Annotated in this window: 21 protein-coding genes, 1 other RNA gene and 1 pseudogene; 14 read left to right on the forward strand and 9 right to left on the reverse strand. The window is 70.1% G+C overall.

Annotation, left to right across the window (positions count from 1 at the left end):
• Nucleotides 1-170: 170 nt before the first annotated feature.
• Nucleotides 171-368: pseudogene (locus Q8W71_RS21520) on the reverse strand (transposase); the annotation flags it as partial.
• Nucleotides 369-622: 254 nt separating this feature from the next.
• Between Q8W71_RS21520 and Q8W71_RS21525 the strand changes: the two are divergent.
• On the forward strand, nucleotides 623-1,810 hold the full coding sequence (locus tag Q8W71_RS21525; RefSeq protein WP_305527457.1) for a serine hydrolase domain-containing protein: 1,188 nt from the start codon (nucleotides 623-625) through the stop codon (nucleotides 1,808-1,810).
• Nucleotides 1,811-2,054: 244 nt separating this feature from the next.
• Nucleotides 2,055-2,226, forward strand: a transfer-messenger RNA (tmRNA) gene (gene ssrA / locus Q8W71_RS33075).
• A 420-nt stretch (nucleotides 2,227-2,646) separates the two neighbouring features.
• On the opposite strand, the gene Q8W71_RS21535 is transcribed toward ssrA, so the two are convergent.
• The gene (locus Q8W71_RS21535) at nucleotides 2,647-2,844 is read right to left on the reverse strand and encodes a hypothetical protein (RefSeq protein WP_305527458.1); all 198 of its coding nucleotides are present in this window, start codon (nucleotides 2,842-2,844) and stop codon (nucleotides 2,647-2,649) included.
• Nucleotides 2,845-3,201: 357 nt separating this feature from the next.
• Between Q8W71_RS21535 and Q8W71_RS21540 the strand changes: the two genes are divergently transcribed.
• From Q8W71_RS21540 to Q8W71_RS21550, 3 genes are all read left to right on the forward strand, one after another.
• The gene (locus Q8W71_RS21540; RefSeq protein WP_305527459.1) at nucleotides 3,202-3,489 is read left to right on the forward strand and encodes a hypothetical protein; all 288 of its coding nucleotides are present in this window, start codon (nucleotides 3,202-3,204) and stop codon (nucleotides 3,487-3,489) included.
• 196 nt (nucleotides 3,490-3,685) lie between these two features.
• A complete protein-coding gene (locus Q8W71_RS21545; RefSeq protein ID WP_305527493.1) occupies nucleotides 3,686-4,075 on the forward strand; it encodes a VOC family protein in 390 nt (129 codons plus the stop codon).
• A gap of 147 nt (nucleotides 4,076-4,222) precedes the next feature.
• The gene (locus Q8W71_RS21550; RefSeq protein ID WP_305527460.1) at nucleotides 4,223-4,465 is read left to right on the forward strand and encodes a hypothetical protein; all 243 of its coding nucleotides are present in this window, start codon (nucleotides 4,223-4,225) and stop codon (nucleotides 4,463-4,465) included.
• 169 nt (nucleotides 4,466-4,634) lie between these two features.
• Here the strand turns inward: Q8W71_RS21550 and Q8W71_RS21555 are convergent, their stop codons facing one another.
• Complete coding sequence (locus Q8W71_RS21555; protein WP_305527461.1) at nucleotides 4,635-4,871, reverse strand: hypothetical protein; 237 nt, start codon at nucleotides 4,869-4,871, stop codon at nucleotides 4,635-4,637.
• A 1,259-nt stretch (nucleotides 4,872-6,130) separates the two neighbouring features.
• Between Q8W71_RS21555 and Q8W71_RS21560 the strand changes: the two genes are divergently transcribed.
• The 9 genes from Q8W71_RS21560 to Q8W71_RS21600 all read left to right on the forward strand — a co-directional run bounded on the left by Q8W71_RS21560 (nucleotide 6,131) and on the right by Q8W71_RS21600 (nucleotide 15,477).
• A complete protein-coding gene (locus tag Q8W71_RS21560) occupies nucleotides 6,131-6,220 on the forward strand; it encodes a K(+)-transporting ATPase subunit F (protein WP_017484418.1) in 90 nt (29 codons plus the stop codon).
• Between the two features lie 21 nt (nucleotides 6,221-6,241).
• The gene (kdpA, locus tag Q8W71_RS21565) at nucleotides 6,242-7,957 is read left to right on the forward strand and encodes a potassium-transporting ATPase subunit KdpA (protein ID WP_305527462.1); all 1,716 of its coding nucleotides are present in this window, start codon (nucleotides 6,242-6,244) and stop codon (nucleotides 7,955-7,957) included.
• A 1-nt stretch (nucleotide 7,958) separates the two neighbouring features.
• Nucleotides 7,959-8,201, forward strand: a complete 243-nt coding sequence (locus tag Q8W71_RS21570) for a hypothetical protein (protein WP_305527463.1) — start codon at nucleotides 7,959-7,961, stop codon at nucleotides 8,199-8,201.
• A gap of 61 nt (nucleotides 8,202-8,262) precedes the next feature.
• Nucleotides 8,263-10,353 carry a potassium-transporting ATPase subunit KdpB gene (gene kdpB / locus Q8W71_RS21575; RefSeq protein ID WP_305527464.1) on the forward strand — a complete coding sequence of 697 codons (2,091 nt, stop codon included), beginning with the start codon at nucleotides 8,263-8,265 and terminating at the stop codon, nucleotides 10,351-10,353.
• Nucleotides 10,354-10,434: 81 nt separating this feature from the next.
• Entirely contained in the window at nucleotides 10,435-11,040 is a 606-nt protein-coding gene (locus Q8W71_RS21580) for a K(+)-transporting ATPase subunit C (protein ID WP_305527465.1), read from the forward strand.
• Nucleotides 11,041-11,049: 9 nt separating this feature from the next.
• On the forward strand, nucleotides 11,050-13,764 hold the full coding sequence (locus tag Q8W71_RS21585; RefSeq protein WP_305527466.1) for a sensor histidine kinase: 2,715 nt from the start codon (nucleotides 11,050-11,052) through the stop codon (nucleotides 13,762-13,764).
• Complete coding sequence (locus Q8W71_RS21590; RefSeq protein WP_305527467.1) at nucleotides 13,761-14,507, forward strand: response regulator; 747 nt, start codon at nucleotides 13,761-13,763, stop codon at nucleotides 14,505-14,507. Before Q8W71_RS21585 ends, Q8W71_RS21590 begins: the two co-directional genes overlap by 4 nt.
• Nucleotides 14,508-14,538: 31 nt before the next feature.
• Entirely contained in the window at nucleotides 14,539-15,000 is a 462-nt protein-coding gene (locus Q8W71_RS21595; RefSeq protein WP_305527468.1) for a PTS sugar transporter subunit IIA, read from the forward strand.
• 60 nt (nucleotides 15,001-15,060) lie between these two features.
• Nucleotides 15,061-15,477, forward strand: a complete 417-nt coding sequence (locus Q8W71_RS21600) for a TetR/AcrR family transcriptional regulator C-terminal domain-containing protein (RefSeq protein WP_305527469.1) — start codon at nucleotides 15,061-15,063, stop codon at nucleotides 15,475-15,477.
• Nucleotides 15,478-15,741: 264 nt separating this feature from the next.
• Here Q8W71_RS21600 and Q8W71_RS21605 read toward each other — a convergent pair whose 3' ends face one another.
• From Q8W71_RS21605 to Q8W71_RS21630, 6 genes are all read right to left on the reverse strand, one after another.
• On the reverse strand, nucleotides 15,742-16,428 hold the full coding sequence (locus Q8W71_RS21605; RefSeq protein WP_305527470.1) for a zinc metallopeptidase: 687 nt from the start codon (nucleotides 16,426-16,428) through the stop codon (nucleotides 15,742-15,744).
• Nucleotides 16,429-16,644: 216 nt separating this feature from the next.
• Nucleotides 16,645-17,295, reverse strand: a complete 651-nt coding sequence (locus Q8W71_RS21610; protein ID WP_305527471.1) for a 3-oxoacid CoA-transferase subunit B — start codon at nucleotides 17,293-17,295, stop codon at nucleotides 16,645-16,647.
• A gap of 15 nt (nucleotides 17,296-17,310) precedes the next feature.
• A complete protein-coding gene (locus Q8W71_RS21615; protein WP_305527472.1) occupies nucleotides 17,311-17,970 on the reverse strand; it encodes a CoA transferase subunit A in 660 nt (219 codons plus the stop codon).
• Between the two features lie 133 nt (nucleotides 17,971-18,103).
• Nucleotides 18,104-18,892, reverse strand: coding sequence for an SDR family oxidoreductase (locus Q8W71_RS21620; RefSeq protein WP_305527473.1), 789 nt, complete (start codon nucleotides 18,890-18,892; stop codon nucleotides 18,104-18,106).
• Nucleotides 18,893-18,967: 75 nt separating this feature from the next.
• The gene (locus Q8W71_RS21625; RefSeq protein WP_305527474.1) at nucleotides 18,968-20,236 is read right to left on the reverse strand and encodes an MFS transporter; all 1,269 of its coding nucleotides are present in this window, start codon (nucleotides 20,234-20,236) and stop codon (nucleotides 18,968-18,970) included.
• 173 nt (nucleotides 20,237-20,409) lie between these two features.
• Nucleotides 20,410-21,348 carry a beta-keto acid cleavage family enzyme gene (locus tag Q8W71_RS21630; protein WP_305527475.1) on the reverse strand — a complete coding sequence of 313 codons (939 nt, stop codon included), beginning with the start codon at nucleotides 21,346-21,348 and terminating at the stop codon, nucleotides 20,410-20,412.
• Nucleotides 21,349-21,661 lie beyond the last annotated feature (313 nt).

Genomic DNA, 21,661 nt, shown 5'->3' on the forward strand with positions numbered 1-21,661 from the left:
CGTCGCCTTGAGGTTGTCGATGCCGTTTCAACGTTGCGTCCCTGCAACCAAGCGCTCGCCGCGACGCGCGACGCACGATCGCGGCCGCAGCGGCAGCCGACATGCTCCGGTTCATTGGTGGGCGGTTTGGTGGGTGATGCCCCTCTCGAACGGGGTGGGGCCGGTGAAGCCGAGTGACGGCGCAGGCACTCGCGTTCGGCGGCCATATCCTCCTGTCGCTCACGCCGGCCGTCGATCCGATTGCGCGGCTTCGAGAGCCCGACACCGAGATCGGCGGCCACCGCGCGGCGGGACCGCCCGCTCGCCTGCGCCCGTCGCACCGCCTCGGCGCGAAACGCGGGGGTGACGGTCCGCGTCCGGTCTGCCATCGGAACCCTCCTCCGTCAGGAAAAGCGTTCACCCCGTTTGCGGGGTTAAGTCCATTGGCGACCCTGACCGGCGTCGCCCGGCATCGCGCCCGCGCGACGCAAGCACCGATTCATGAAACAGGCGAAGAACTGGGGTGGGCTGCCGCTGATGGCGTCGGCCGGCGATCCGTATTGATCTAGGCTCGGTTCGCCCCCCGGGTATTCCGACACCCACGAGGATCGCGATGCGCCTGTCCGCACGTCCCCGCTCGGCGATGCTGTCATCCGCTCTCGCGCTGGGCTTGGCCCTCGCGGCAGGTCTCGCCGCGGCCGGTCTCGCCGCTGCCCAGGACGGCGTCGAGCGAGGCGGACCGCGCACCGCCGCGCCCATCGCTACGGCCGTTGGCGAGGACGCCGATTTCTTGAAGCCGATCATCGACCGCATCGTCGGCGGCGCGGTCGCGCGCGAGGCGATCCCCGGGGCGATCGTGGGTGTGAGCTGGCAGGGGCGGCGCAGCTACTTCGGCTACAGCGGCACCGGCGCCGCGCCGTTCACGGCCGAAACCATCGTCGAGATCGGCTCGATCACCAAGGTGTTCACCACGGCGCTGTTCGCGGAGGCCGTCGCGGAAGGCCGCATGCAGCCCGACGCCCCGCTGCAATCGTACCTCCCCGATCGCCGGCTGCGGCCGTGCACGGCGCAGATCACCCCGCTCCAGCTCGCCGACTTCACGTCCGGCATGCCGGCCCTGCCCGACGACGCCCCCCGTGCCTTGGCCGAGCGGGGCATCGGCACCTACGCGATGGACGCGTTCCTGGCCTGGGTGACGCGATGGGCGCCGGAGGGCGCAGGGAACGGGGGTTGCGACCTGCCCGCACCCTACCGGTACTCGAACGCCAGCGTCGGGCTGTTGGGATACATCGTCGCCGAACGGCTCGGCATGCCGTGGGAGGCGCTGGTGCGCGAGCGCATCACCGGCCCGTTGCGGATGGGCAGCACCGCGGTCTCGGTTCCGCCCGCGCAACGGGATCGCCTCGCGCAGGGCTACGGCCAGAACAACCGACCGGTCATGCCCTGGCCGGTCTTCGCCTGGTACGCGGCGGGTGCCCTGCGATCGGACGCGGCCGACATGCTCACCTTCGGCGAGGCCGCGCTCGGCCACGAGTCGGCCGGCGGCGCCGCGGTGCCGCCTCCGCTGAGCCGCGCGCTCAAGACGGCGATGAGGCCGATCTATCAACCGGAGGGCCAAGCGTTCCGGCAGGGCATGGCCTGGATCGAGGCGGTGGGCGACCCGGCGGCGGGACAGCGACCTCTGTTCCTGAAGACGGGCGGCACGAATGGCTTCAACAGCGTGCTGGTGATCAACCCCGGCAAGGACTTGGTCGTCTTCCTGGCGGCAAACCACCCGGACAGCGGTGCCCAACGCCTGGGCGTGGCCGTGTCGCGACAGATCCGGCGGTGATTGCTGCGCCGGATGCGGGCTTGCCCGGTCCGGGTCGCTCGGCCCCGCCCCGATCTGTTCACGGGGCGGGGGAGCCTTCCGATCTCACCAGCGGTGAGCCGTGGAGCCGATACGCAACGCGGCTCGGAGCGGACCATGCCGAGGCGGCGGTTGCGGGACCGTGAAGCGGCCGCAGCGGGTCTAGTCCCGAAGCGGCATGGACGCGGCCCGATCCGTCCGGTAGGGTGCCTGCGAGGTTGATGACCGGTTCGTAATAACGCTTCAGGACCCGGGGGCGGTACCCGGCGCCTCCACCAGGAACACCCTGCCCCGGATACCGCACGGGGGCAGAGCGAGCGCCCGGCGTTGCGGGTCGCGCGTTGCCAGGGTGATCCTGATGGGGGCGAAACAGGTTCGACTGGGCGGTAAAGGGATCGCGAGTTCTGTCCCGTTTCGGCGGGATAAGATGCGGCTTTCGGTAAGGACTCGACCGGTTCGGCGCGGGCAACCCCTGTTCCGAGCACCTGGCCAAAACTCCAAATGCCAACGACAACGTCGGCATGGAAGACCTGCGCCTCGCGGCGTAACCTTCCGGGGGCAGGGCAGCCCTAGCAACAGAACCCGGGACTTCGGTCCCGGGGCCCATATTTCCTCCCTCAGAAACGACGATAGGCGCCCGGCCGAGGCCGCCGGGCGAGGCCTGCCGGCATAAAAAACCCGCCGCGGCGAACCGGGCGGGCTGAAGGTTAAGTGCGGCGCTTGGGTCGACGGGGCGCCGCCATCCGGCACCTACCGCGCATCGGCGCAGGGAGAAGCCCCCGCCAGCGTCGCTCCGGCCGGGCTGTAACGAAATGTCGTCAGGCCACGGCCCAGTCCGCCGTCATCAACCGCTTCGCCCGCGCCACACGCTCCCGCTCGGCGTTCGCGGCTTCGGTCAGCGCCGAGTACGTGCACCAAGCCCCGAGACTCCGCATCCGCTCGGCCAGGATCAGGGCCTCGGCGGCCGTGGTCTCGGCGCGGATGGCTCGGCGGACGATCGGGGCACGGTGGGGCATGAGGGTATCGCGCTGCTGTGGCCTCAGGTTGCAGCGCGGTGGTTAAAGCGCGGTTGCTGGCGAGATCGAGGCCGGGACAGAAAGGCCCGGCTCAGCGCTGGGCTGGCCGGGCTGAGACGGTCTCGGGTCGAACGGGTCAGGGCGACGCGCCGCGAGGCTGCCGCGCATCCCCCGGGATGCGGTATCCGCCTCCGGGTGATCCGGATCCGGCGCATGCGGTCGCCCCGGAGGTTGCCGGGCGCGTTAGGGAGAGCGGGCACCGCGCCGCTCACCCCGCGGGCGAGGCGCTGTCGCCGCACGCAGGATATGGGCGCACCTCCGGACGGTTGTGCGTGTTCACGGGACGAAGAGATCACCATGAAAGCGCTCTCGCTGGCCATCGCCGCGACACTGCTCGCCCTGCCTGCCGTCGCACAGCCCTACGCGGGCGTCTCGCGCGGTGGGGCGCCCGGGTCCATTCCGGGGCCCTACGGCTTCATCGTGGGCGGCACCAACAACACGGGCGGCGTCAAGAACCTGATCATGCCCCGGGGTGCGACCGGTGCCGACACCGTGTTCACGAACTCGGCGGTCGGCGGCAACGCGGGGCGCCCGGAGCTGGCCGTCCCGAATGGCAGCGCCGGTGGAAGTCCCGGCAGCCGTTGAGGCCGCGGATCCGGGCACAACGGGGCCGATCGGGCTCGGATCGGTCGAGATAGGCGATTCGACCCGGCGGCCGCGCCGCTCGCCGGGTGGTCGGCAGCGCCGGTCGATTGATCTACAACCGCCCTCGGCGCGCACGCATCGCACCCGGTTCCGCGGGGTGGGGCGCGAAGCCGCGCCGGGACAGGGAGGAACGCGCGTGATCAACCACGTCATGGTCGGCTCGAACGATATCGAACGCGCCAAGCGGTTCTACGACGCCGTGCTCGGGACACTCGGGGCCGGAGAGCCGGCTCGGCACGAGGCTGGCAACGGCCACATCCGGCTCACCTACCGCCACGGCGGCGGCACCTTCATGGTCACCGAGCCGATCGACGGCGAGGCGGCGACGCCGGCCAACGGCGGCACCGTCGGCTTCAAATGCGCGTCCCCGGCGCAGGTGCAGGCCTTCCACGACACCGCCGTCGCCCACGGCGGCACGTCGATCGAGGATCCGCCCGGGCCCCGCGGCACCGGAGAGAACGTGCTGCATCTGGCGTATGTGCGCGACCCCGACGGCAACAAGCTCTGCGCCGTTCATCGTCCCTGAGGACAACTCCGGTCGGCGGCCATCCGGTGGCAGCCGCGCTCGACGCCACGCAGGGGGCGGCGCGCCCGGTGCTGACCGTGCGCGCTATGCACGGAGGCGCCCGCTCCTGCGACCCGGGCGGGCTGACGTTCGGCGGTTTATCGCCGGATGTCTGTCGATCTCGATCAATCGGCCCACACAGCAACCAGCGAGAATAGACTTGCGATCGCCAAATTGGCCGTGATGAGACTGGCAAGCGTGAGAATGAATGGCATGGCCGCCCAGTGTGTTCGGGAAAAATCGGGAACTAAACGAAATACGTTGTTATACGACGTCCGGCTGAAGGGTTTGGGATCGACTCTCGCCGTCTTTGCGAGCGAAGCGAAGCAATCCAGCAACGCGACGTTCTGAGACCGCGCGCTGCCCTGGGTCGCTTCGCCTACGGCTCGCGATGACGGCGCGGGGCCGGATCACCGAACGGTTCACCCGGAAACGGTATTAGAACTGAAATCGGTTAGTGCGGGTCACGACTCATCAGCTATCGATGAGGCCCGATGATTCGAGCAATCAAAGATTTGCTTCAACCCGGTAAAAGTCGAATCATCTCGGACAGATAATCGAAGCTCAAGGGCTTCCAACCGAGCCAGCGGCGGATCACAGCGTAAGTGCCGCACAGCAGCAATGCGGATCCGATGACTGTCAGGATGAAGGTGCTGATATCGCCGGTGATCAAACCCGTCGCAACGGACACCACCGCCGTAACGACGAAGATGACACGGCTCGGGTTGCGCGGGCCGCGCGCCATGGTATCCGACATCGTCGTCCTACTCCTGCTCCGATCATCGGATACGGCAGATAGATTTGAGGCCCGTAAATTCTTCTGCGTCGGTCTTTCAGCTATGAATATTCAGAAACATATTCACGCCGCCGCTCTTTGTTGATGTGAGTGTCGCCGTCCCGTCTCTATAAAGACTGCGCCATGCAGATCAAATTTTATTCATTGCAAGGGTTTTTGCGATTTTCCATATTTTGTCCCCGCAATGCCAAATCACCGAGTCTAATGGGGCGCCGGCCTTTCCGGGGGCTCCTTTCCGCTGCCCCGTGCTCACCTGGGAGGGGCGTGTGTCACCGGCGACTGTGCACGAGCCGCGCGACCAGGCGCGCTGTCAGGGATCACCGCCTCGCGGGCGAGCGATGATTCCGGCGACGATGATCCGTCTTGGGGGAGCAGTCGCGGCGCCGGTTCGACCCACGCGGCAGGGCGCCCTCGGCATGTGTGCCGGAACCCGGCCCCGGCGCCTGATGACGTCCTGATGCCGCGGCGCCCGCCTCCGTCTTGTTCCCTAACGGCGTAAGCGGGACCTCCACCACCACCGGGCCTTCGCTCGCGTTGAGTATCCGGATGATCGTCTGTCGGCACAGCGCCGCGGAATGCAGGTATGGCCGCGTCTTCGCCCCGAACGTCCTCGACGTGCTGCCGGCGTCTTGAGCGCCGGTTCCCGCCCCGGCTTTCGCCGCCGGTTGCCCGCCCCGAACCCAAGGTCACCCTCCGCCTCCAAGACGACCGAAGCGGGAATGGCGACCGAAGCGGGAACGGCGACCGAAGCGGGGGTGGCGACGGGCGCCGCCGCGCTCCGACGCATCGTCGGCCGCTGCACCGCCTGCGGCCTCTCGTTCGGCGGCTTCGCCGGCGCGGACACGCGTGTGGTCCGCGTCGACCGGGCTCTGTGGCGTGCGGCCTGCCATCGGGCGGCGCACATCGACAGGCCCGGCGCTTGCCGGGAACTGCGCGCCGCCCTGCGTCCAGGGACCTGTCCGGACAGCGCGGGCAGACCGGAATCGGATCGATCCTAACGGCTTCCTTATAGGATCGCCCGTCCGTCCGTCTCGAACCCTAATGCGGTTCCCGTCCACATTCCGGGTCGGCCGAGGCTGATCGCGGCGATCCCGCGGCCGGCCGGCCGAACCGGATCTGACCAACATGCTCGACATCGTCTTCATCGCCGGCGGCCTCGCGTTCTTCGCCGCGGCGGCCGGCTACGCCGTGCTCTGCGAACGCCTCTGAGGCACGCCGCCATGACCCTCGACCTCGCCCTCGGCGCCCTCGTGACCGCCGGCCTCCTCGTCTACCTCACCTACGCCCTCGTCCGCCCCGAGCGGTTCTGAGCGGCCCGACGGACCTCCCCTATGACAACCAACGGCTGGATACAGATCGCGCTGTTCTGCGCGGTCGTCCTGGCGCTCGTGAAGCCGCTCGGGGCCTACATGACCCGCGTCTTCACCGGGGAGCGCACATTCCTCTCGCCCGTGCTCGCACCCGTCGAGCGCGGACTCTACCGCGTCGCCGGCATCGACGCCCGCCACGAGCAGACCTGGCTGGGCTACGGCCTCGCCATGCTCGCTTTCCACGTGCTGGGGTTCCTGCTGCTGTACGCCGTGCTGCGCCTGCAGGACGTGCTGCCGTTCAACCCGATGGGACAGTCGGCGGTCGCGCCCGACCTCGCCTTCAACACCGCGGCGAGCTTCGTCACCAACACGAACTGGCAGAACTACGGCGGCGAGAGCACGCTCTCGTACCTCAGCCAGATGCTGGGGCTGACGCACCAGAACTTCCTGTCGGCGGCCACCGGCATCGCGCTCGCCGTCGCCCTGATCCGTGGGTTCAGTCGGGCCTCTGCCAAGACGGTGGGCTCGTTCTGGGTCGATCTGACCCGCTGCACCCTCTACGTGCTGCTGCCGCTCTGCATCGTCTATACCCTGTTCCTCGTCTCGCAGGGCATGCCGCAGACCCTCGGGGCCTACGTCGACGCGACGACCCTTGAGGGCGCCAAGCAGACCATCGCGGTCGGCCCGGTGGCCAGCCAGGTGGCGATCAAGATGCTCGGCACCAACGGCGGCGGCTTCTTCAACGCCAACGCCGCGCACCCGTTCGAGAACCCCACCGCCTTGTCGAACTTCGTGCAGATCGTCTCGATCTTCGCGCTCGGCGCCGCGCTGACCAACGTCTTCGGCCGGATGGTCGGGGACGAGCGCCAGGGCTGGGCCATCCTGGGCGCCATGACGGTGCTGTTCGTGGCCGGCGTCGCCGTCACCTACTGGGCCGAGGCCGACGGCAGCGCGGTGCTCAACAGCTTCGGGCTGACCGGCGGCAACATGGAGGGCAAGGAGGTCCGCTTCGGCATCGTCGCCTCGGCGCTGTTCGCGGTGGTCACGACCGCCGCCTCCTGCGGCGCGGTGAACGCCATGCACGACTCGTTCACGGCGCTCGGCGGCCTCATCCCGCTGCTCAACATGCAGCTCGGCGAGATCATCGTCGGCGGCGTCGGCGCCGGCCTCTACGGCATGCTCGTGTTCGTCGTCATCACGATCTTCGTGGCCGGCCTGATGGTCGGTCGTACCCCCGAGTATCTCGGCAAGAAGATCGAGTCGCGCGAGGTGAAGATGGCCATGCTCGCCATCCTGTGCCTGCCGCTGATGATGCTGGGCGGCACCGCCGTCGCGACCGTGGCGGCCGCCGGCCTCGCCGGCCCCGCCAACGCCGGCCCGCACGGCTTCTCGGAGATCCTGTACGCCTTCACCTCGGCGGCGGCGAACAACGGGTCCGCCTTCGGCGGCCTGAGCGGGAACACGCTGTTCTACAACAGCCTGCTCGCCGTCGGCATGCTGGTCGGCCGGTTCTTCGTGATCATCCCGGCCCTGGCCATCGCCGGCTCGCTCGCGGGCAAGAAGACGCTCCCGGCCTCGGCGGGCACGTTCCCGACCCATGGCGGCCTGTTCGTCGGCCTCCTCGTGGGCGTGATCCTCATCGTCGGCGGCCTGACCTTCTTCCCGTCCCTGGCGCTCGGCCCCATCGTCGAGCACCTCGCGGGCGCGGCGGGCCAGACCTTCTCGACGGGGGGCTGAGATGCCCCGCGCCTTCCCTCGGCGCGTGCCGCGCCATCACCTGATGATCCACCGGCCTCCATCGCCGCGGGGGAGATCCTCGACGAGGCCGGACGCCGAGCCGGGGGAAGAGCCCCGGACGGGATCGAACCCCGGGCCGGCCAGGCTTTCCGACCTCGTCCTGGCGCTGCTCGGCGTCGTGATGCTCGGCGGCCTCGCCCTCGCCGCCGCCTTCGTCCTGACCTACGGCGCGGCCGCTCCCTGAACCAAGGCAGGCCCGGCCCGCGAGGCCTGGCCCCACCACCCCCCTCCGGACACCTCACGCCATGTCCCGCCAAACCTCATCGCTCTTCAGCGCCGCCCTCGTCGGGCCGGCCCTCCTCGGCTCGATCAGGAAGCTCGATCCCCGCGCCATGATCCGCAACCCGGTCATGTTCGTGGTCGAGGTCGTGGCCGTCCTGACCACCGTGCTGTTCGCACGCGACCTCGCCACCGGCGGCAGCGACCTGCTCTTCTCCGGCCAGATCATCCTCTGGCTGTGGTTCACCCTGATCTTCGCCAACTTCGCCGAGGCGCTCGCGGAAGGGCGCGGCAAGGCGCAGGCCGACAGCCTGCGGCGCACCCGCACCGAGATGACCGCCAAGCGGCTGACCGGCCAGGGCCGGGCCTACGAGCGCGTGCCCGGCACCGCCCTCAAGGTCGGCGACGTCGTCCTCGTGGAGGCGGGCGACCTGATCCCCTCCGACGGCGAGGTCATCGCGGGCGTCGCCTCCGTCAACGAGGCGGCCATCACCGGCGAATCCGCCCCGGTGATCCGGGAATCCGGCGGCGACCGCTCGGCGGTGACCGGCGGCACGCAGGTGCTCTCCGACGAGATCGAGGTCCGCATCACGGCCGCCGCCGGATCCACCTTCGTCGACCGCATGATCGCGCTGGTCGAGGGCGCGTCCCGGCAGAAGACGCCGAACGAGATCGCCCTCAACATCCTGCTCGCCGGGCTGACCCTCGTGTTCGTCTTCGCGGTGGCCTCGATCCCGAGCTTCGCGAGCTACGCGGGCGGATCGATCCCCGTGATCGTGCTGGTCGCCCTGTTCGTCACCCTGATCCCGACGACGATCGGCGCGCTGCTCTCGGCCATCGGCATCGCCGGCATGGACCGGCTGGTGCGGTTCAACGTGCTCGCCATGTCGGGCCGTGCCGTCGAGGCGGCGGGCGACGTCGACACCCTGCTCCTCGACAAGACCGGAACGATCACCCTGGGCAACCGGCAGGCGACCGAGTTCCGCCCCGTCCGCGGCGTCACCGCGCAGGATCTCGCCGATGCGGCCCAACTCGCCTCCCTGGCGGACGAAACGCCGGAGGGCCGCTCCATCGTCGTACTGGCCAAGGAGACCTACGGCATCCGCGCCCGGGACATGGCGAGCCTGAATGCCACCTTCGTGCCGTTCACCGCGCAGTCGCGGATGTCGGGGGTCGACCTGCACGGCATCTCGATCCGCAAGGGCGCGGTCGACGCCGTCATCGCCTCGGTCTCGGGCCAGCCGGTCCCGTCGCGCGGCTCCAACGTCGCCCTGGCCGTCCGCCCCGAGGCCGAGGCCGGCGTCGTGACCGAGATCCGCGCCATCGCGGAGGAGATCGCCAAGGCCGGCGGCACGCCCCTCGCCGTGGCCCGGGACGGCCGCCTGCTCGGCGTCGTCCATCTCAAGGACATCGTGAAGGGCGGCATCCGCGACCGCTTCGCCGAACTGCGCCGGATGGGCATCCGCACGGTGATGATCACCGGCGACAACCCGATGACCGCCGCCGCCATCGCGGCCGAGGCGGGGGTGGACGATTTCCTCGCCCAGGCCACCCCGGAGGACAAGCTCGCGCTGATCCGCAGGGAGCAGGCGCAGGGCAAGCTCGTGGCCATGTGCGGCGACGGCACCAACGACGCCCCGGCGCTGGCCCAGGCCGATGTCGGCGTCGCCATGAACACCGGCACGGTGGCGGCCCGCGAGGCCGGCAACATGGTCGACCTCGACAGCGACCCGACCAAGCTCATCGAGATCGTCGGCATCGGCAAGCAGTTGCTGATGACCCGCGGTGCCCTGACGACCTTCTCCATCGCCAACGACGTGGCGAAGTATTTTGCCATCATCCCGGCGATGTTCCTGACGCTCTACCCGCAGCTCCAGGCGCTGAACGTCATGCACCTCGCCTCGCCGCAGAGCGCGATCCTGTCGGCTATCATCTTCAACGCGCTGATCATCGTGGCTCTGATCCCGCTCGCCCTGCGCGGCGTCACCTACCGGGCCGTCGGCGCGGCCGCGCTGCTGCGGCGCAACCTGCTGATCTACGGCCTCGGCGGTGTCCTCGTGCCCTTCGTCGGCATCAAGGCCATCGACCTCGCCGTCAGCGCCCTCCATCTCGCCTAGAGCCCTTGTTCTGACGCGCTCTCCTGCGCCGAGCCGGTGTCCACCTCGGCGGCGTGCGCTCTATGGTCCCGGAGACCTCCCATGCTGAACCAGCTTCGCCCCGCCCTCGTCCTGCTCCTGGCCCTCACGGCGGTCACCGGCCTCGCCTACCCCCTCGCGATGACGGGGCTCGCCGGTGCCATCTTCCCGGCGAAGGCCGCCGGCAGCCTGATCGAGCGTGGCGGAAAGGTCGTCGGCTCGTCGCTGGTCGGCCAGACCTTCACCGGGGCCGATTACTTCCACGGCCGCCCCTCGGCGACCACGGCGGCCGACCCCGCAGACGCCTCGAAGACGGTGCCGGCGCCCTACAACGCGGCGAACTCCTCGGGCTCGAACCTCGGCCCGACGAGCGCGGCGCTCGCCGAGCGCGTCAAGGGCGACCTCGACGCGCTCAAGGCCGAGAATCCCGGCCGGCCCGTGCCGGTCGACCTCGTTACGACCAGCGGCTCGGGCCTCGACCCGGACATCTCCCCCGACGCCGCCCTGTTCCAGGTGCCGCGCGTCGCCAAGGCCCGGAATCTGCCCGAGGACAAGCTGCGCGACCTCGTCGCCGGCCAGGTGCAGGGCCGGACGCTGGGCCTGCTCGGCGAGCCGCGCGTCAACGTCCTCGCGCTCAACCTCGCCCTGGACGATATGGCGAAGCGCTGAGGAGCGAGCATGCCCGAGACCGGCCGCGACCCGAACCGCCCCTCGCCCGACGCGCTGCTCGAAGCGGCGCGCCGGGAGGAGCGGACCCGCGGCCGGCTCAAGGTGTTCCTCGGCGCCGCCCCCGGCGTCGGCAAGACCTACGAGATGCTGACCATCGGCCGCGCGCGGCTGAAGGCCGGCGCCGACGTGGTGATCGGCGTCGTCGAGACCCACGGCCGGGCCGAGACCGAGGCCCTGATCGACGGCTTCGAGGCGATCCCCCGGCGGTCCGTGCCGTATCACGGCACCGTCCTGCAGGAGATGGACCTCGACGCGCTGCTGGCCCGCCGGCCGCAGGTCGCCCTGGTGGACGAGCTCGCCCACACCAACGCTCCGGGCTCGCGCCACCCGAAGCGCTACCAGGACGTCGAGGAACTGCTCGATGCCGGCATCGACGTCCTGACGACCCTCAACATCCAGCACGTCGAGAGCCTCAACGACGTCGTCGCCTCGATCACCCGCATCCGCGTCCGCGAGACCGTGCCGGACGGCGTCCTCGACCGGGCCGACGACATCGAGGTCGTGGACCTCAACCCCGACGACCTGATCGAGCGCCTGAAGGCGGGCAAGGTCTACGTGCCGACCAACGCCGAGCGCGCGCTCAAGCACTACTTCTCCCGCGGCAACCTGACGGCCCTGCGGGAGCTGGCGCTTCGGCGGACCGCCGACCGGGTCGACGACGAGCTGCTCGGCCACATGCGGGCCAACGCCGTCGCCGGCCCCTGGGCGGCAGGGGAACGCGTGCTGGTCTGCGTGAGCGAGGATCCCCGCGCGGCGGGCCTCGTGCGCTACACCAAGCGCCTCGCCGACCGCCTGCACGCGCCCTGGACCGCCCTGGTGGTGGAGGGAGCGCGGGCGGCCTCGTTGAGCGAGGCCCAGCGCGACCGCATCGCCGAGGCCTTGCGGCTCGCCGACACGCTCGGGGGCGACGCCGTCACGCTCCCCGGCGGCCGCCGCATCGCCGACGACATCCTCGCCTACGCCCGCTCGGCCAACGTCAACCACGTCGTGGTCGGCAAGTCCGAGCGCTCCCGCCTGTTCGAACTGGTCAACGGCTCCGTGGTGCACGACCTCGTGCGGGACGGGGGCAACATCAGCGTCCACGTCGTGCCCGGCGAGGCCGTGCCGCCGGAGAAGCCGGCCCGGCGGGCGGTGGCGACGGCCGCGCCGCGCGCGAGCTTCGACGCGAGGCCCTACCTCGTCGCGCTGGCCGCGGTGGGGGGCGGCCTCGGTGCCGCTATCGTGGCCCAGCCCTACGCGGGCGTCGAGAACGCCGACCTGTTCCTGCTCACCGCCGTCGTGGGCGTCGCCGTCCGGTGGGGCCTGGGTCCGGCGCTCGCCGCCGTGATGGCCGCGTCGCTGGCCTACAACTTCTTCTTCCTGCCGCCGGTCTACACCCTCACCATCGCCGACCCGACCAACGTCGCCGCCTTCCTGCTCTTCACCCTGGTGGCCGTGCTCGTCTCGAACCTCGCCGCCCGCGCGCGGTCGACGGCGATGGTGAGCCAGGGACGGGCGCGAGCGACCGAGCGGCTGTTCGGGTTCGCGCGCAAGCTCGCCGCCTGCGGCACCCTCGACGACGTGCTCTGGGCGACCTCGGCCCAGGTCGCGGCGATCCTGAAGGTCCGCGTCGTGCTGCTCCTGCCCGAGGGCGAGGCCGTCGATGTCCGGGCCGGCTACCCGCCGGAGGACATGCTGGACGGGGCCGACGTGGCGGCAGCGCAGTGGGCCTTCGACAACGACCGCCCGGCCGGCCGCGGCGCCGACACGCTGCCCGGCGCCAGACGTCTGTTCCTGCCGATGCGGACCGGGCGCGGCATCGTCGGGGTGGTCGGCCTCGACGCGGACGGGACCGGACCGATCCTCACGCCGGAGGGCCGCCGCCTGTTCGATGCGCTGGCCGACATGGGCGCGCTCGCCATCGAGCGCGTGCGACTGGTGGAGGATCTCGACCGGGCCGAGCGCGCCGCCGAGACCGACCGCCTGCGCCAGGCGCTCCTGACCTCGATCAGCCACGACCTGCGCACGCCGCTCGCCTCCGTGCTCGGGGCCGCCAGCACGCTGCGCGACCTCGACGCGGTCCTGGACCCGGAGGCCAAGGCCGACCTCCTCTCGACCGTCATCGAGGAATCGGAGCGGCTCAACCGCTTCATCGTGAACCTCCTCGACATGACCCGACTGGAGGCTGGCGCCGTGGCGCCGAACCTCGCGCCGCAGGACGTGGCCGAGACCGTCGACACGGCCCTGAGGCGGGTCGAGAAGGTCCTGTGCGGGCACAGGGTCGCCGCGGAGATGGCCCCCGACCTGCCGACCCTGCGGCTCGACCCGGTCCTGTTCGAGCAGGTGCTGGTCAACCTTCTCGACAACGCCGCGAAGTATGCGCCGGAGGACACGACCGTGACGGTGCGGGCACGCCGGGACGGACGGTCGGTCCGCATCGAGATCCTCGACGAGGGTCAGGGCATCCCGGAGGCGGACGTCGAGCGCCTGTTCGACAAGTTCTACCGGGTGCGCAAGAGCGACCGTGTCCGCGCCGGCACCGGCCTGGGCCTGGCCATCGCGCGCGGCTTCGTCGAGGCGATGGGCGGCACCGTCACCGCGGCCAACCGGCGTGACCGGCCGGGCGCGGTCTTCACCGTGACACTGCCCGTCCCGGCCCGGGGCGCGAAGGACATCGCCGCATGAGCCCGACCGTTCTCGTGATCGACGACGAGCCGCCGATCCGCAAGCTGCTGCGCACGGGCCTCTCGACCCAGGGTTACGCCATCCTGGAGGCGCCCAACGGGGCGACCGCTCTGGAGGTGCTCGGGCGGGAGGGCGTGGACCTCGTCCTGCTCGACCTCGGCCTGCCGGACATGCGCGGCCACGATCTCCTGCGCGCGATCCGGGCCGCCCATCCCGGCCTGCCGGTCGTGGTCCTGTCCAGCCGGGACGACGAGGGCGGCAAGGTCGAGGCCCTCGACCTCGGCGCGGACGACTACGTCACCAAGCCGTTCGGCATGGCCGAGCTCCTGGCACGGCTGCGCGCCGCCCTGCGCCACCAACTCGTCCAGCGCGGCGAGCGTCCGGTGTTCCGGGTCGACGGCCTCAGCGTCGATCTCGTCCGCAGAATCGTCAAGGTCGACGACGTCGAGGTGAAGCTGACCCCGCGGGAGTACGACTTCCTGCGCGTGCTCGTGCTCCATGCCGGCAAGGTGCTCACCCACGCGCAACTCATGCACACGGTTTCGGTCTCGTCCGATCCGCAATACCTTCGCGTCTACGTGCGCCAGCTCCGCCAGAAGCTTGAGGCCGACCCCGAGCGTCCGCGCATTCTCCTCACCGAGACCGGCGTCGGCTATCGCCTGCGGGCCCCGGACGACGAGCCGACCATCAAGCCGCGCGCGGCCAATGATGGTGGGCCGCGCACGGCGGAGACGAGGCACTGATGCCGCTCACGACGCCCCGCCGGACGGCGCCATGACCATCGACGAGATCCTCGCTCCGGACGATGCCGTGGCGGGCCTGCGCGCGCCCTCCAAGAAGGCCCTCCTGGAAAGCTTGGCCGCGCGCGCCGCGGATCGGCTCGGCCTCGGCATCGACGACATTCTTCCGGCGCTCGCCAAGCGGGAGGATCTGGGGTCGACCGGTGTCGGCGACGGCGTGGCGCTGCCCCACGCGCGGCTGGACGGCATCGAACGACCGTTCGGCCTGCTCGCGCGGCTGCGCGATCCGGTGGATTTCGACGCGGTGGACGACCGCCCGGTCGACCTCGTCGTCCTGCTGCTGCTCCCCATGGGCGGCGAGGGCCGGCACCTGAACGCGCTGGCCTGCGTGGCGCGCTGGCTGCGGGACCCGGAGACCGCGGCGGCCCTGCGCGGCGCCCGCGACGCCGCCGCGCTCTACGCCATCGTCGGCAGCCGGGCTCTCAGCAAAGCCTGAGCGAGACGGGGAAGACGACCGGCCTGCCCAGCCGGAGGGTGTGTGCCCCCGCGGGATGCGTTGTCGTCGGCCCCGCCGCTGGGATCGGCGGTCGATGCCGAGGCCGTCCTGCGCGGCTTCGCGCAATCCCTGCTGCGCTTCGTCCGCGAGACGGACCAGATCGCCTTCACGCGCTTCGTGATCGCGGAGTCGCGCCACCTGCCCTGGATCGCCGAGGCGTTCTACCGGGCCGGCAAGGCGCCGCTGGCGGCGGCGTTCGCGGGGGTGCCGGCGAGCCTGACGGAGCGTCGCCTGCTGGCGTGCGAGCGGCCGGACCTGGCGGCGCGTCAGTTCATGGGCCTGATCCAGGAGTTCGCGATCCGGTCGCACGTGATGGCGGTCGGGGAGGGGTTGCAGGACGCCCCCGGCGACGAGGTCGTGGTCGACGAGGCCGTGGCCATGTTCCTGAACCGCTACGGATTCGGGCGTCAAGCATAGGCCGACGCGACGTCCGGATGACCTGCCGTCGTCGAGCCGGCGCCGCGCCACCTCAGCGGAGCCGGGATTCGGTCGCGCGTCCGGCAGGCCTCATACCGCTTCCGGGTGAACCGCTCGGTAAACTGGGCCCGCGCCGTCATCGCGAGCCGTAGGCGAAGCGACCCAGGGCAGCGCGCGGTTTGAGGCGGTGGCGCCCCTGGATTGCTTCGCTCCGCTCGCAAAGACGGAGAGCGTCGATCCCGGACCCTTCAGCCGGAAGCCGTATCAGAACGGGAGGAGGCGCCGAAAGCGGGCGATGTTCACGAGCGCCACGAGGGACGAGGCGACGTAGGTGAGGGCCGCCGCGCGCAGGACGGTGCGGGCGCCGGGCATGTCGCCCGCGTCGAGGTAGCGACCCGCTTCCAGGATGGGCAGGGCACGGCGGAAGCTCGCGTCGAGTTCGACGGGCAGGGTCAGGAGATGGAACGCGAGGCGAACGCCGAGGAGCGCGATGCCGACCCCCACCTGCAGGGCGAGCAGGACGGGCGAATGGACGACGGCGAGCACCACGGGCGCGGTCATCATCACCGCGGCCGCGGCGAACTCGAAGCCCTGCACGACCGGGGCGAACCTCACCCGCGCCGCGAGGAGCCGGTCCCCCGCCGCGTGCTGGAGCGCGTGGGAGACCTCGTGCGCCGCGACCGCGACCGCCGTGATCGAGCGGCCGTCATGGTTCTCCGGCGACAGGCGCACGACGTTCGCGACCGGGTCGTAATGGTCGGCGGGCGCGATCTCGACGGGAACGTGCTCCAGGCGCGCCAGGTCGAGCAGGTGGCGGGCGAGCTCGCCGCCGGTCCCGGGCAGATCCGGCCGCTCGGTGGCGTGTCGCTGCATCGCCCGGCGCACCCACCACTGGGGGCCGAACACGAGGCCGAACAGGAGGCCGGCGCCGAGCACCAGGAGGACAGGCATACCGGGTATCTAGGCGCGCGGCCGTCTCCGTGGAAGCGCGGCGCTTCTCGCCGCGTCCCGCGCAGTTCCCCTGGGTCGGAAGGCCGATGGAGCGGAAAGGCGGGCGGCCGAAGCGTTCGCGCGGCGGCCGTTGCAGCGGGTGGCCAGGGTGACCTGCATGAACTTCGGATTTGAATGACGAAGACCGTCTTAGGGCCGAATGTTCCTCAAAAAAAATCAGAACTCCATCTCGGGGATATCTCCGGCAACCAGCAGGTCCGCAGCCGTCGCTCGGCGAACGGCGTCGATGGACACGCCGGGCGCCCGCTCCCGGAGGATCAGTCCGTCTGGACCGGGCTCGATCACCGCCATCTCCGTCACGATCAGCGTCGCCGGTCGCAGGGACGTGGCCGGAAGCGTCAGGTCCGGGACGATCTTCGGCGTGCCCTTCTGCGTGTGGGTCATCGCGACGATGACGCGTCGGGCTCCGCCGACCAGATCCATCGCGCCGCCCATGCCCGGGATGAGCTGTCCCGGGATCATCCAGTTCGCGAGCCGGCCATGCCGGTCGACCTGAAGGCCGCCGAGGACCGTCATGTCGAGATGACCGCCGCGGATGAGCGCGAAGGACATCGCCGAATCGAAGGCCGCCGCCCCCGGCAGCGCCGACACGAACGCGCCGCCCGCATCGGTGAGGTGGATGTCCTCCATCCCCTCCGGTGGCCTTGCGCCGAAGCCGATGATGCCGTTCTCGGACTGGAAGTACACCCGAAGGCCGGGGGGCACACAGCGCGCGACGAGCGTCGGAAGGCCGATGCCGAGATTGACCAGGGTGTTGTCCTGCAACTCCCGGGCGACCCGGCGTGCGATGCGGTCACGGAAATCCATGATGTCTCTCGACCCTCACAGCGGCAGCGGCCGTTCGACCACGTGGTCGATCAGCACGCCGGGTGTATGGATGACGTCCGGCGCCAGGACGCCGACCGGAACGATCTCGTTCGGCTCCGCGATGACGGTGTCGGCCGCCATGGCCATCAGCGGATTGAAGTTTCTGGCCGTCAGCGAGTAGACGAGGTTGCCCGCGTAATCGGCGCTTCGGGCCGCGACCAGGGCGACCGTCGCCCGGAGCGCTTCCTCGACCAGGAACTCGCGGCCGCCGATCTTCACGACGGTCTTGCCCTCGGCGACGACGGTCCCGAGGCCGGTCGCCGTCAGCACGCCGCCCAGCCCGGAGCCGCCGGCGCGGACGCGCTCCGCGAGCGTTCCCTGCGGAACGAGCGTGACCTCGATCGCGCCGGCGAGCATGGCGCGCTGCGTCTCGGGGTTCGTGCCGATATGGGAGACGATCGCCCGCGACACGGCGCCCGCGCTGATCAGCTTGCCGATGCCGACACCCGGTCGAGCCGTGTCGTTCGCGATGACCGTCAGGTCCCGGACGCCGCGGGCTACGAGCGCGTCGATCATGCGGTTCGGCGTTCCTACGCCCATGAAGCCGCCGATCATGAGCGTGGCCCCGTCCGGGACGAGCTCGGCGGCCGCTCGCGGTGTCAGGCTGTTTCTCACGGTGACCCCATCGGCTGGCATGCGGTGGACGAGCCCCGCGGCTCGCAGCCTCGGAGTTCGGAACGTCTCCCGCCCGCAAGGGCGACGGAGCGAGCGGGCGTGGCGTGCGGACGCTCAAGCGCGACGCGTCGGGCTACAGGTGCTCGACGTTGCCATCGACGCTGATCGACTGGCCGGTGATGTTCCTCGCGGCCGGCGAGCACAGGAACAGGATCATCGCCGCGATGTCGCTCTCGGTGACCATCCGGCCGAGGGAGATCTTCGCGAGATACGCGGCCTTCATCTCCTCGAAGCCGATACCCAGGGCCTGCGCGCGCGCCGCGATGACGCGATCCATGCGCGGCCCGGCCACGAGACCGGGCAGGACCGCGTTGACGCGCACGCCGTCCTTGCCGAGCTCGATCGCGAGGGATTTCACCAAGCCCGCGATCGCCCACTTGGTCGAGGCGTAGGGCGTCCGGAACGGGTATCCGAGGCGGCCGGCCACGGAGGACATCGCCACGATGCTGGCCGCAGGCGACGCCTTCAGGAGCGGGACGGCGCGCCGCAGGACGTAGAACTGGCTGTTCAGGTTGGTCGAGATCGTCCGGTCCCAGTCGTCGGGCTCGATGTCCTCGATGGACCCGGTGGGGCCCGCGATGCCGGCATTGTTGACGAGGACGTCCAAGCCGCCGAGCGCGGCAGCGGCGTCATCGACGAGCCGGTCGACGCTCTCCCGCTCGGCGACGTTCGCGACGCCGGCGCCGATCGACGGGTGGGCCGCCCGCAGGGCCGCGACCGCGGCGGGATCGACGTCGCAGACGTAGACGTGCGCGCCGGCCTCGTCGAACGCCTCGGCGATGCGGGCGCCGATCCCGGCGGCTCCGCCCGTCACGAGCACCCGCAGGCCGGGGGCGGGCTTCAGAAGGTCGAACGTGGGCATGGTGTCTCCTGTCGGACGAGGGTTGGGCGAAGGCGCGTCGCGATCTGCGCGATCCCGACGCGCCGGGCGTTTCGCTTACGGATGGCTCACGCGCAGGAGGCCGCCTGCGTGGGCCTCGGCCTCGCTCCGGAGTGCCCTGGCCAGGAGCGGGATCAGGATGAGGCCGAGCAGGGCCGTGACGGCGATGACGATGAAGCCGGATGCGCTACGCCCGGTCTCACGCTCCACGAGACCGAAGATGGACGGGCCGAAGAACCCGCCGATCAGGCCGATCGTGTTGATGAAGGCGAGGCCGGCGGCCGCCTGGATCCCCTGCAGGCGCTTCATCGCGACCGACCAGAAGATCGGCAGGATCCCGCCCGCGAAGAAGGCCGTGGTCGTGAACAGCGCGAGTTGGATCACCGGCAGCGTGGTCGCCAGGAAGACGGTCGCGCTGACCAGCAGGCCCGCGGTGACGGCGCCCAGGAACACCATGTCGCTCTCGAAGAACCGCTTGACGCGCGGCAGGATCAGAACCCCGAGCAGGAAACCGATCCCCACCGAGCTGGAGAGCAGCCCCACCATGAACGGCGTGCTCGCCTGCATCTGCTGAACCATCGAGGGGATGAAGAAGTACAACCCGACGAAGCCGATCTGATTGAAGAAGTAGATCAGCGCGATCAGGATCGTGCTCGGGCGCTTGAGGACGGAGATCCACTCCTTCGACGGGGCGTGCGCCTGGGCGTGGGCGCCGCCGTGTCCGGCCGCGTTGCTCTCCACGGCGTCGGCCTCGGCGGCCGTCAGCCACCGGGCATCCCGAGGACGGTCGGGGAAGATGAACCACAGGACCACACCGAAGATGACGGTCGGGAGGCCCTCCAGCAGGAACATCCACTGCCAACCGTGCAGGCCGCCGAGGCCGTCGAGCTGCATCAAGGCTCCGCCCAGGGGGTTGCCGATCGTCAATCCCAGGGCCGGAGCCGTGTAGATCCAGCCGACCGCGACGGCCCGGTCGCGCTGGGCGAACCAGAGCGTGGTGACGTACATCAGCGCCGGGAACAGGCCCGCCTCGGCGATCCCGAGGAGGAGGCGGAAGGCGTAGAACGACCATTCGCCCTGGACGAACATCATCAGCGCTGAGATCGCGCCCCAGGTCACCGCGATGCGCGCGATCCAGCGTCGCGGTCCGATGCGGTGCGCCAGAAGGTTGCTCGGCACCTCCAGGAGCGCGTAGCCCCAGAAGAAGATCCCGGCCCCGAACCCGTACATCGCCGGGGTGATGCCGAGATCGACCTGGAAGGCGCCCTTCGCGAGCGCGACGTTCGTGCGGTCGATGAACGACAGGAAATAGATGAATACCATCATCGGCAGAAGGTGTCGTCTCACCTTCGCTGTCGCCGTGGCGAGCGTGGCATCCCCGGTTGCCGCCGTCTGATATGGGCTCATGGCGTATCGTCCTCCCTCAAGTCCTGGCGAGCCAAATTTTCCGGATCCCACCGATCCGGCAGGTCGAAATTCATCGTATTATTTTGAGAATGTCAGAAATCGACGGTTCGAGAGCCCTTGAGATGAAGCATCTCGCGGGCTTCCGCCGGGGTCGCGACTTCGAGCGACAGTTCTTCGAGGATGCGGCGGATCTTCCTGACCTGCTCGGCGCTCGACGTCGCCGGAACGCCCTTGGCGATGTAGATGCTGTCTTCCAGCCCGACGCGGACATGGCCGCCCATGAGCGCGCCGAGGGTCACGAAGGGCATCTGGTGGCGCCCGGCGCCCAGGACGGAGAACTGGTAATTCTCGCGGCCGAACAGGCGGTCCGCCGTCATGCGCATGAGCATGAGGTTCTCCGGGTCCGGCCCGAGCCCGCCCAGCACGCCGAAGATCGACTGGATGAAGAACGGCGGCTTCACCAGTCCCTGCTCGGCGAAGTGGGCGAGGTTGTAGAGGTGGCTGACGTCGTAGCATTCGAACTCGAAGCGCGTGCCCTTGGCGCCGAGTTCTTCCAGGATATACCTGATGTCCTTGAAGGTGTTGCGGAAGACTTGGTCTTCCATGCCTTCCAGGTAGGGCTTCTCCCAATCGTAGCGCCAGTCCGTGATCCGGCTGGCGACGCCGTGGATCGAGAAGTTCATCGAACCCATGTTCAACGAGCACATCTCGGGCCCCGCTTGCAGCGGGTAGGCAAGGCGTTCGGCCAGGGTCATGCGGGTGCTGCCGCCCGTCGTGATGTTGACGACGGCGTCCGTGGCGGCCGCGATCACGGGGACGAACTGCCGGTAGACGGCCGGGTCGGGCGTCGGCCGGCCGTCCTCCGGATCGCGGGCGTGCAGGTGGATGATCGCGGCCCCCGCTTCCGCGGCCTCGATCGACTGGCGGGCGATCTGCTCAGGGGTCAGCGGCAGATATGGGGACATGGACGGCGTGTGCGTCGATCCGGTGATCGCGCAGGAGATGATGACTTTACGGCTCGACTTTCTCATCGTTGCTTCCTCCGTGAAACTTGCTCTTCTGTTGAATGCGATCGCGCAGGGCCGGCGGCCGACAGGCGCCGGCCCATGCGTCAGCGTCGCGGCGCCTGCTCCGGGCAGGCTCCGCCTTCCGTCCGAGGACGGACACACATCGGTTCAGGGGGATGAGGGCTCGGCGGTCCCGGGCGTGCGCCCGCGTCGGCGGGACGCGGCGCGATCGAAGTCTACGGTGCGCGCGGGCCCGTCTGGCCTCGCTCGCGCGCGCCGGGCCACGGTGCAATTGCGACGCGCATGTTTCTGTCCTCCCTCAATTTTCAGGGAGGCT

The sequence above is a fragment of the Methylobacterium amylolyticum genome (assembly GCF_030700245.1).
Classification (GTDB): domain Bacteria; phylum Pseudomonadota; class Alphaproteobacteria; order Rhizobiales; family Beijerinckiaceae; genus Methylobacterium.

Coding starts and splice junctions, on each gene's coding strand:
- Q8W71_RS21605 (WP_305527470.1), bottom strand. CDS start 16,428: ATGCCTGTCCTCCTGGTGCTCGGCGCCGGCCTCCTGTTCGGCCTCGTG.
- kdpA (WP_305527462.1), top strand. CDS start 6,242: ATGACAACCAACGGCTGGATACAGATCGCGCTGTTCTGCGCGGTCGTC.
- Q8W71_RS21535 (WP_305527458.1), bottom strand. CDS start 2,844: ATGCCCCACCGTGCCCCGATCGTCCGCCGAGCCATCCGCGCCGAGACC.
- Q8W71_RS21570 (WP_305527463.1), top strand. CDS start 7,959: ATGCCCCGCGCCTTCCCTCGGCGCGTGCCGCGCCATCACCTGATGATC.
- Q8W71_RS21555 (WP_305527461.1), bottom strand. CDS start 4,871: ATGTCGGATACCATGGCGCGCGGCCCGCGCAACCCGAGCCGTGTCATC.
- Q8W71_RS21590 (WP_305527467.1), top strand. CDS start 13,761: ATGAGCCCGACCGTTCTCGTGATCGACGACGAGCCGCCGATCCGCAAG.
- Q8W71_RS21620 (WP_305527473.1), bottom strand. CDS start 18,892: ATGCCCACGTTCGACCTTCTGAAGCCCGCCCCCGGCCTGCGGGTGCTC.
- Q8W71_RS21585 (WP_305527466.1), top strand. CDS start 11,050: ATGCCCGAGACCGGCCGCGACCCGAACCGCCCCTCGCCCGACGCGCTG.
- Q8W71_RS21580 (WP_305527465.1), top strand. CDS start 10,435: ATGCTGAACCAGCTTCGCCCCGCCCTCGTCCTGCTCCTGGCCCTCACG.
- Q8W71_RS21550 (WP_305527460.1), top strand. CDS start 4,223: ATGTCTGTCGATCTCGATCAATCGGCCCACACAGCAACCAGCGAGAAT.
- Q8W71_RS21630 (WP_305527475.1), bottom strand. CDS start 21,348: ATGAGAAAGTCGAGCCGTAAAGTCATCATCTCCTGCGCGATCACCGGA.
- Q8W71_RS21540 (WP_305527459.1), top strand. CDS start 3,202: ATGAAAGCGCTCTCGCTGGCCATCGCCGCGACACTGCTCGCCCTGCCT.
- Q8W71_RS21610 (WP_305527471.1), bottom strand. CDS start 17,295: ATGGATTTCCGTGACCGCATCGCACGCCGGGTCGCCCGGGAGTTGCAG.
- Q8W71_RS21595 (WP_305527468.1), top strand. CDS start 14,539: ATGACCATCGACGAGATCCTCGCTCCGGACGATGCCGTGGCGGGCCTG.
- Q8W71_RS21625 (WP_305527474.1), bottom strand. CDS start 20,236: ATGATGGTATTCATCTATTTCCTGTCGTTCATCGACCGCACGAACGTC.
- Q8W71_RS21525 (WP_305527457.1), top strand. CDS start 623: ATGCTGTCATCCGCTCTCGCGCTGGGCTTGGCCCTCGCGGCAGGTCTC.
- Q8W71_RS21560 (WP_017484418.1), top strand. CDS start 6,131: ATGACCCTCGACCTCGCCCTCGGCGCCCTCGTGACCGCCGGCCTCCTC.
- kdpB (WP_305527464.1), top strand. CDS start 8,263: ATGTCCCGCCAAACCTCATCGCTCTTCAGCGCCGCCCTCGTCGGGCCG.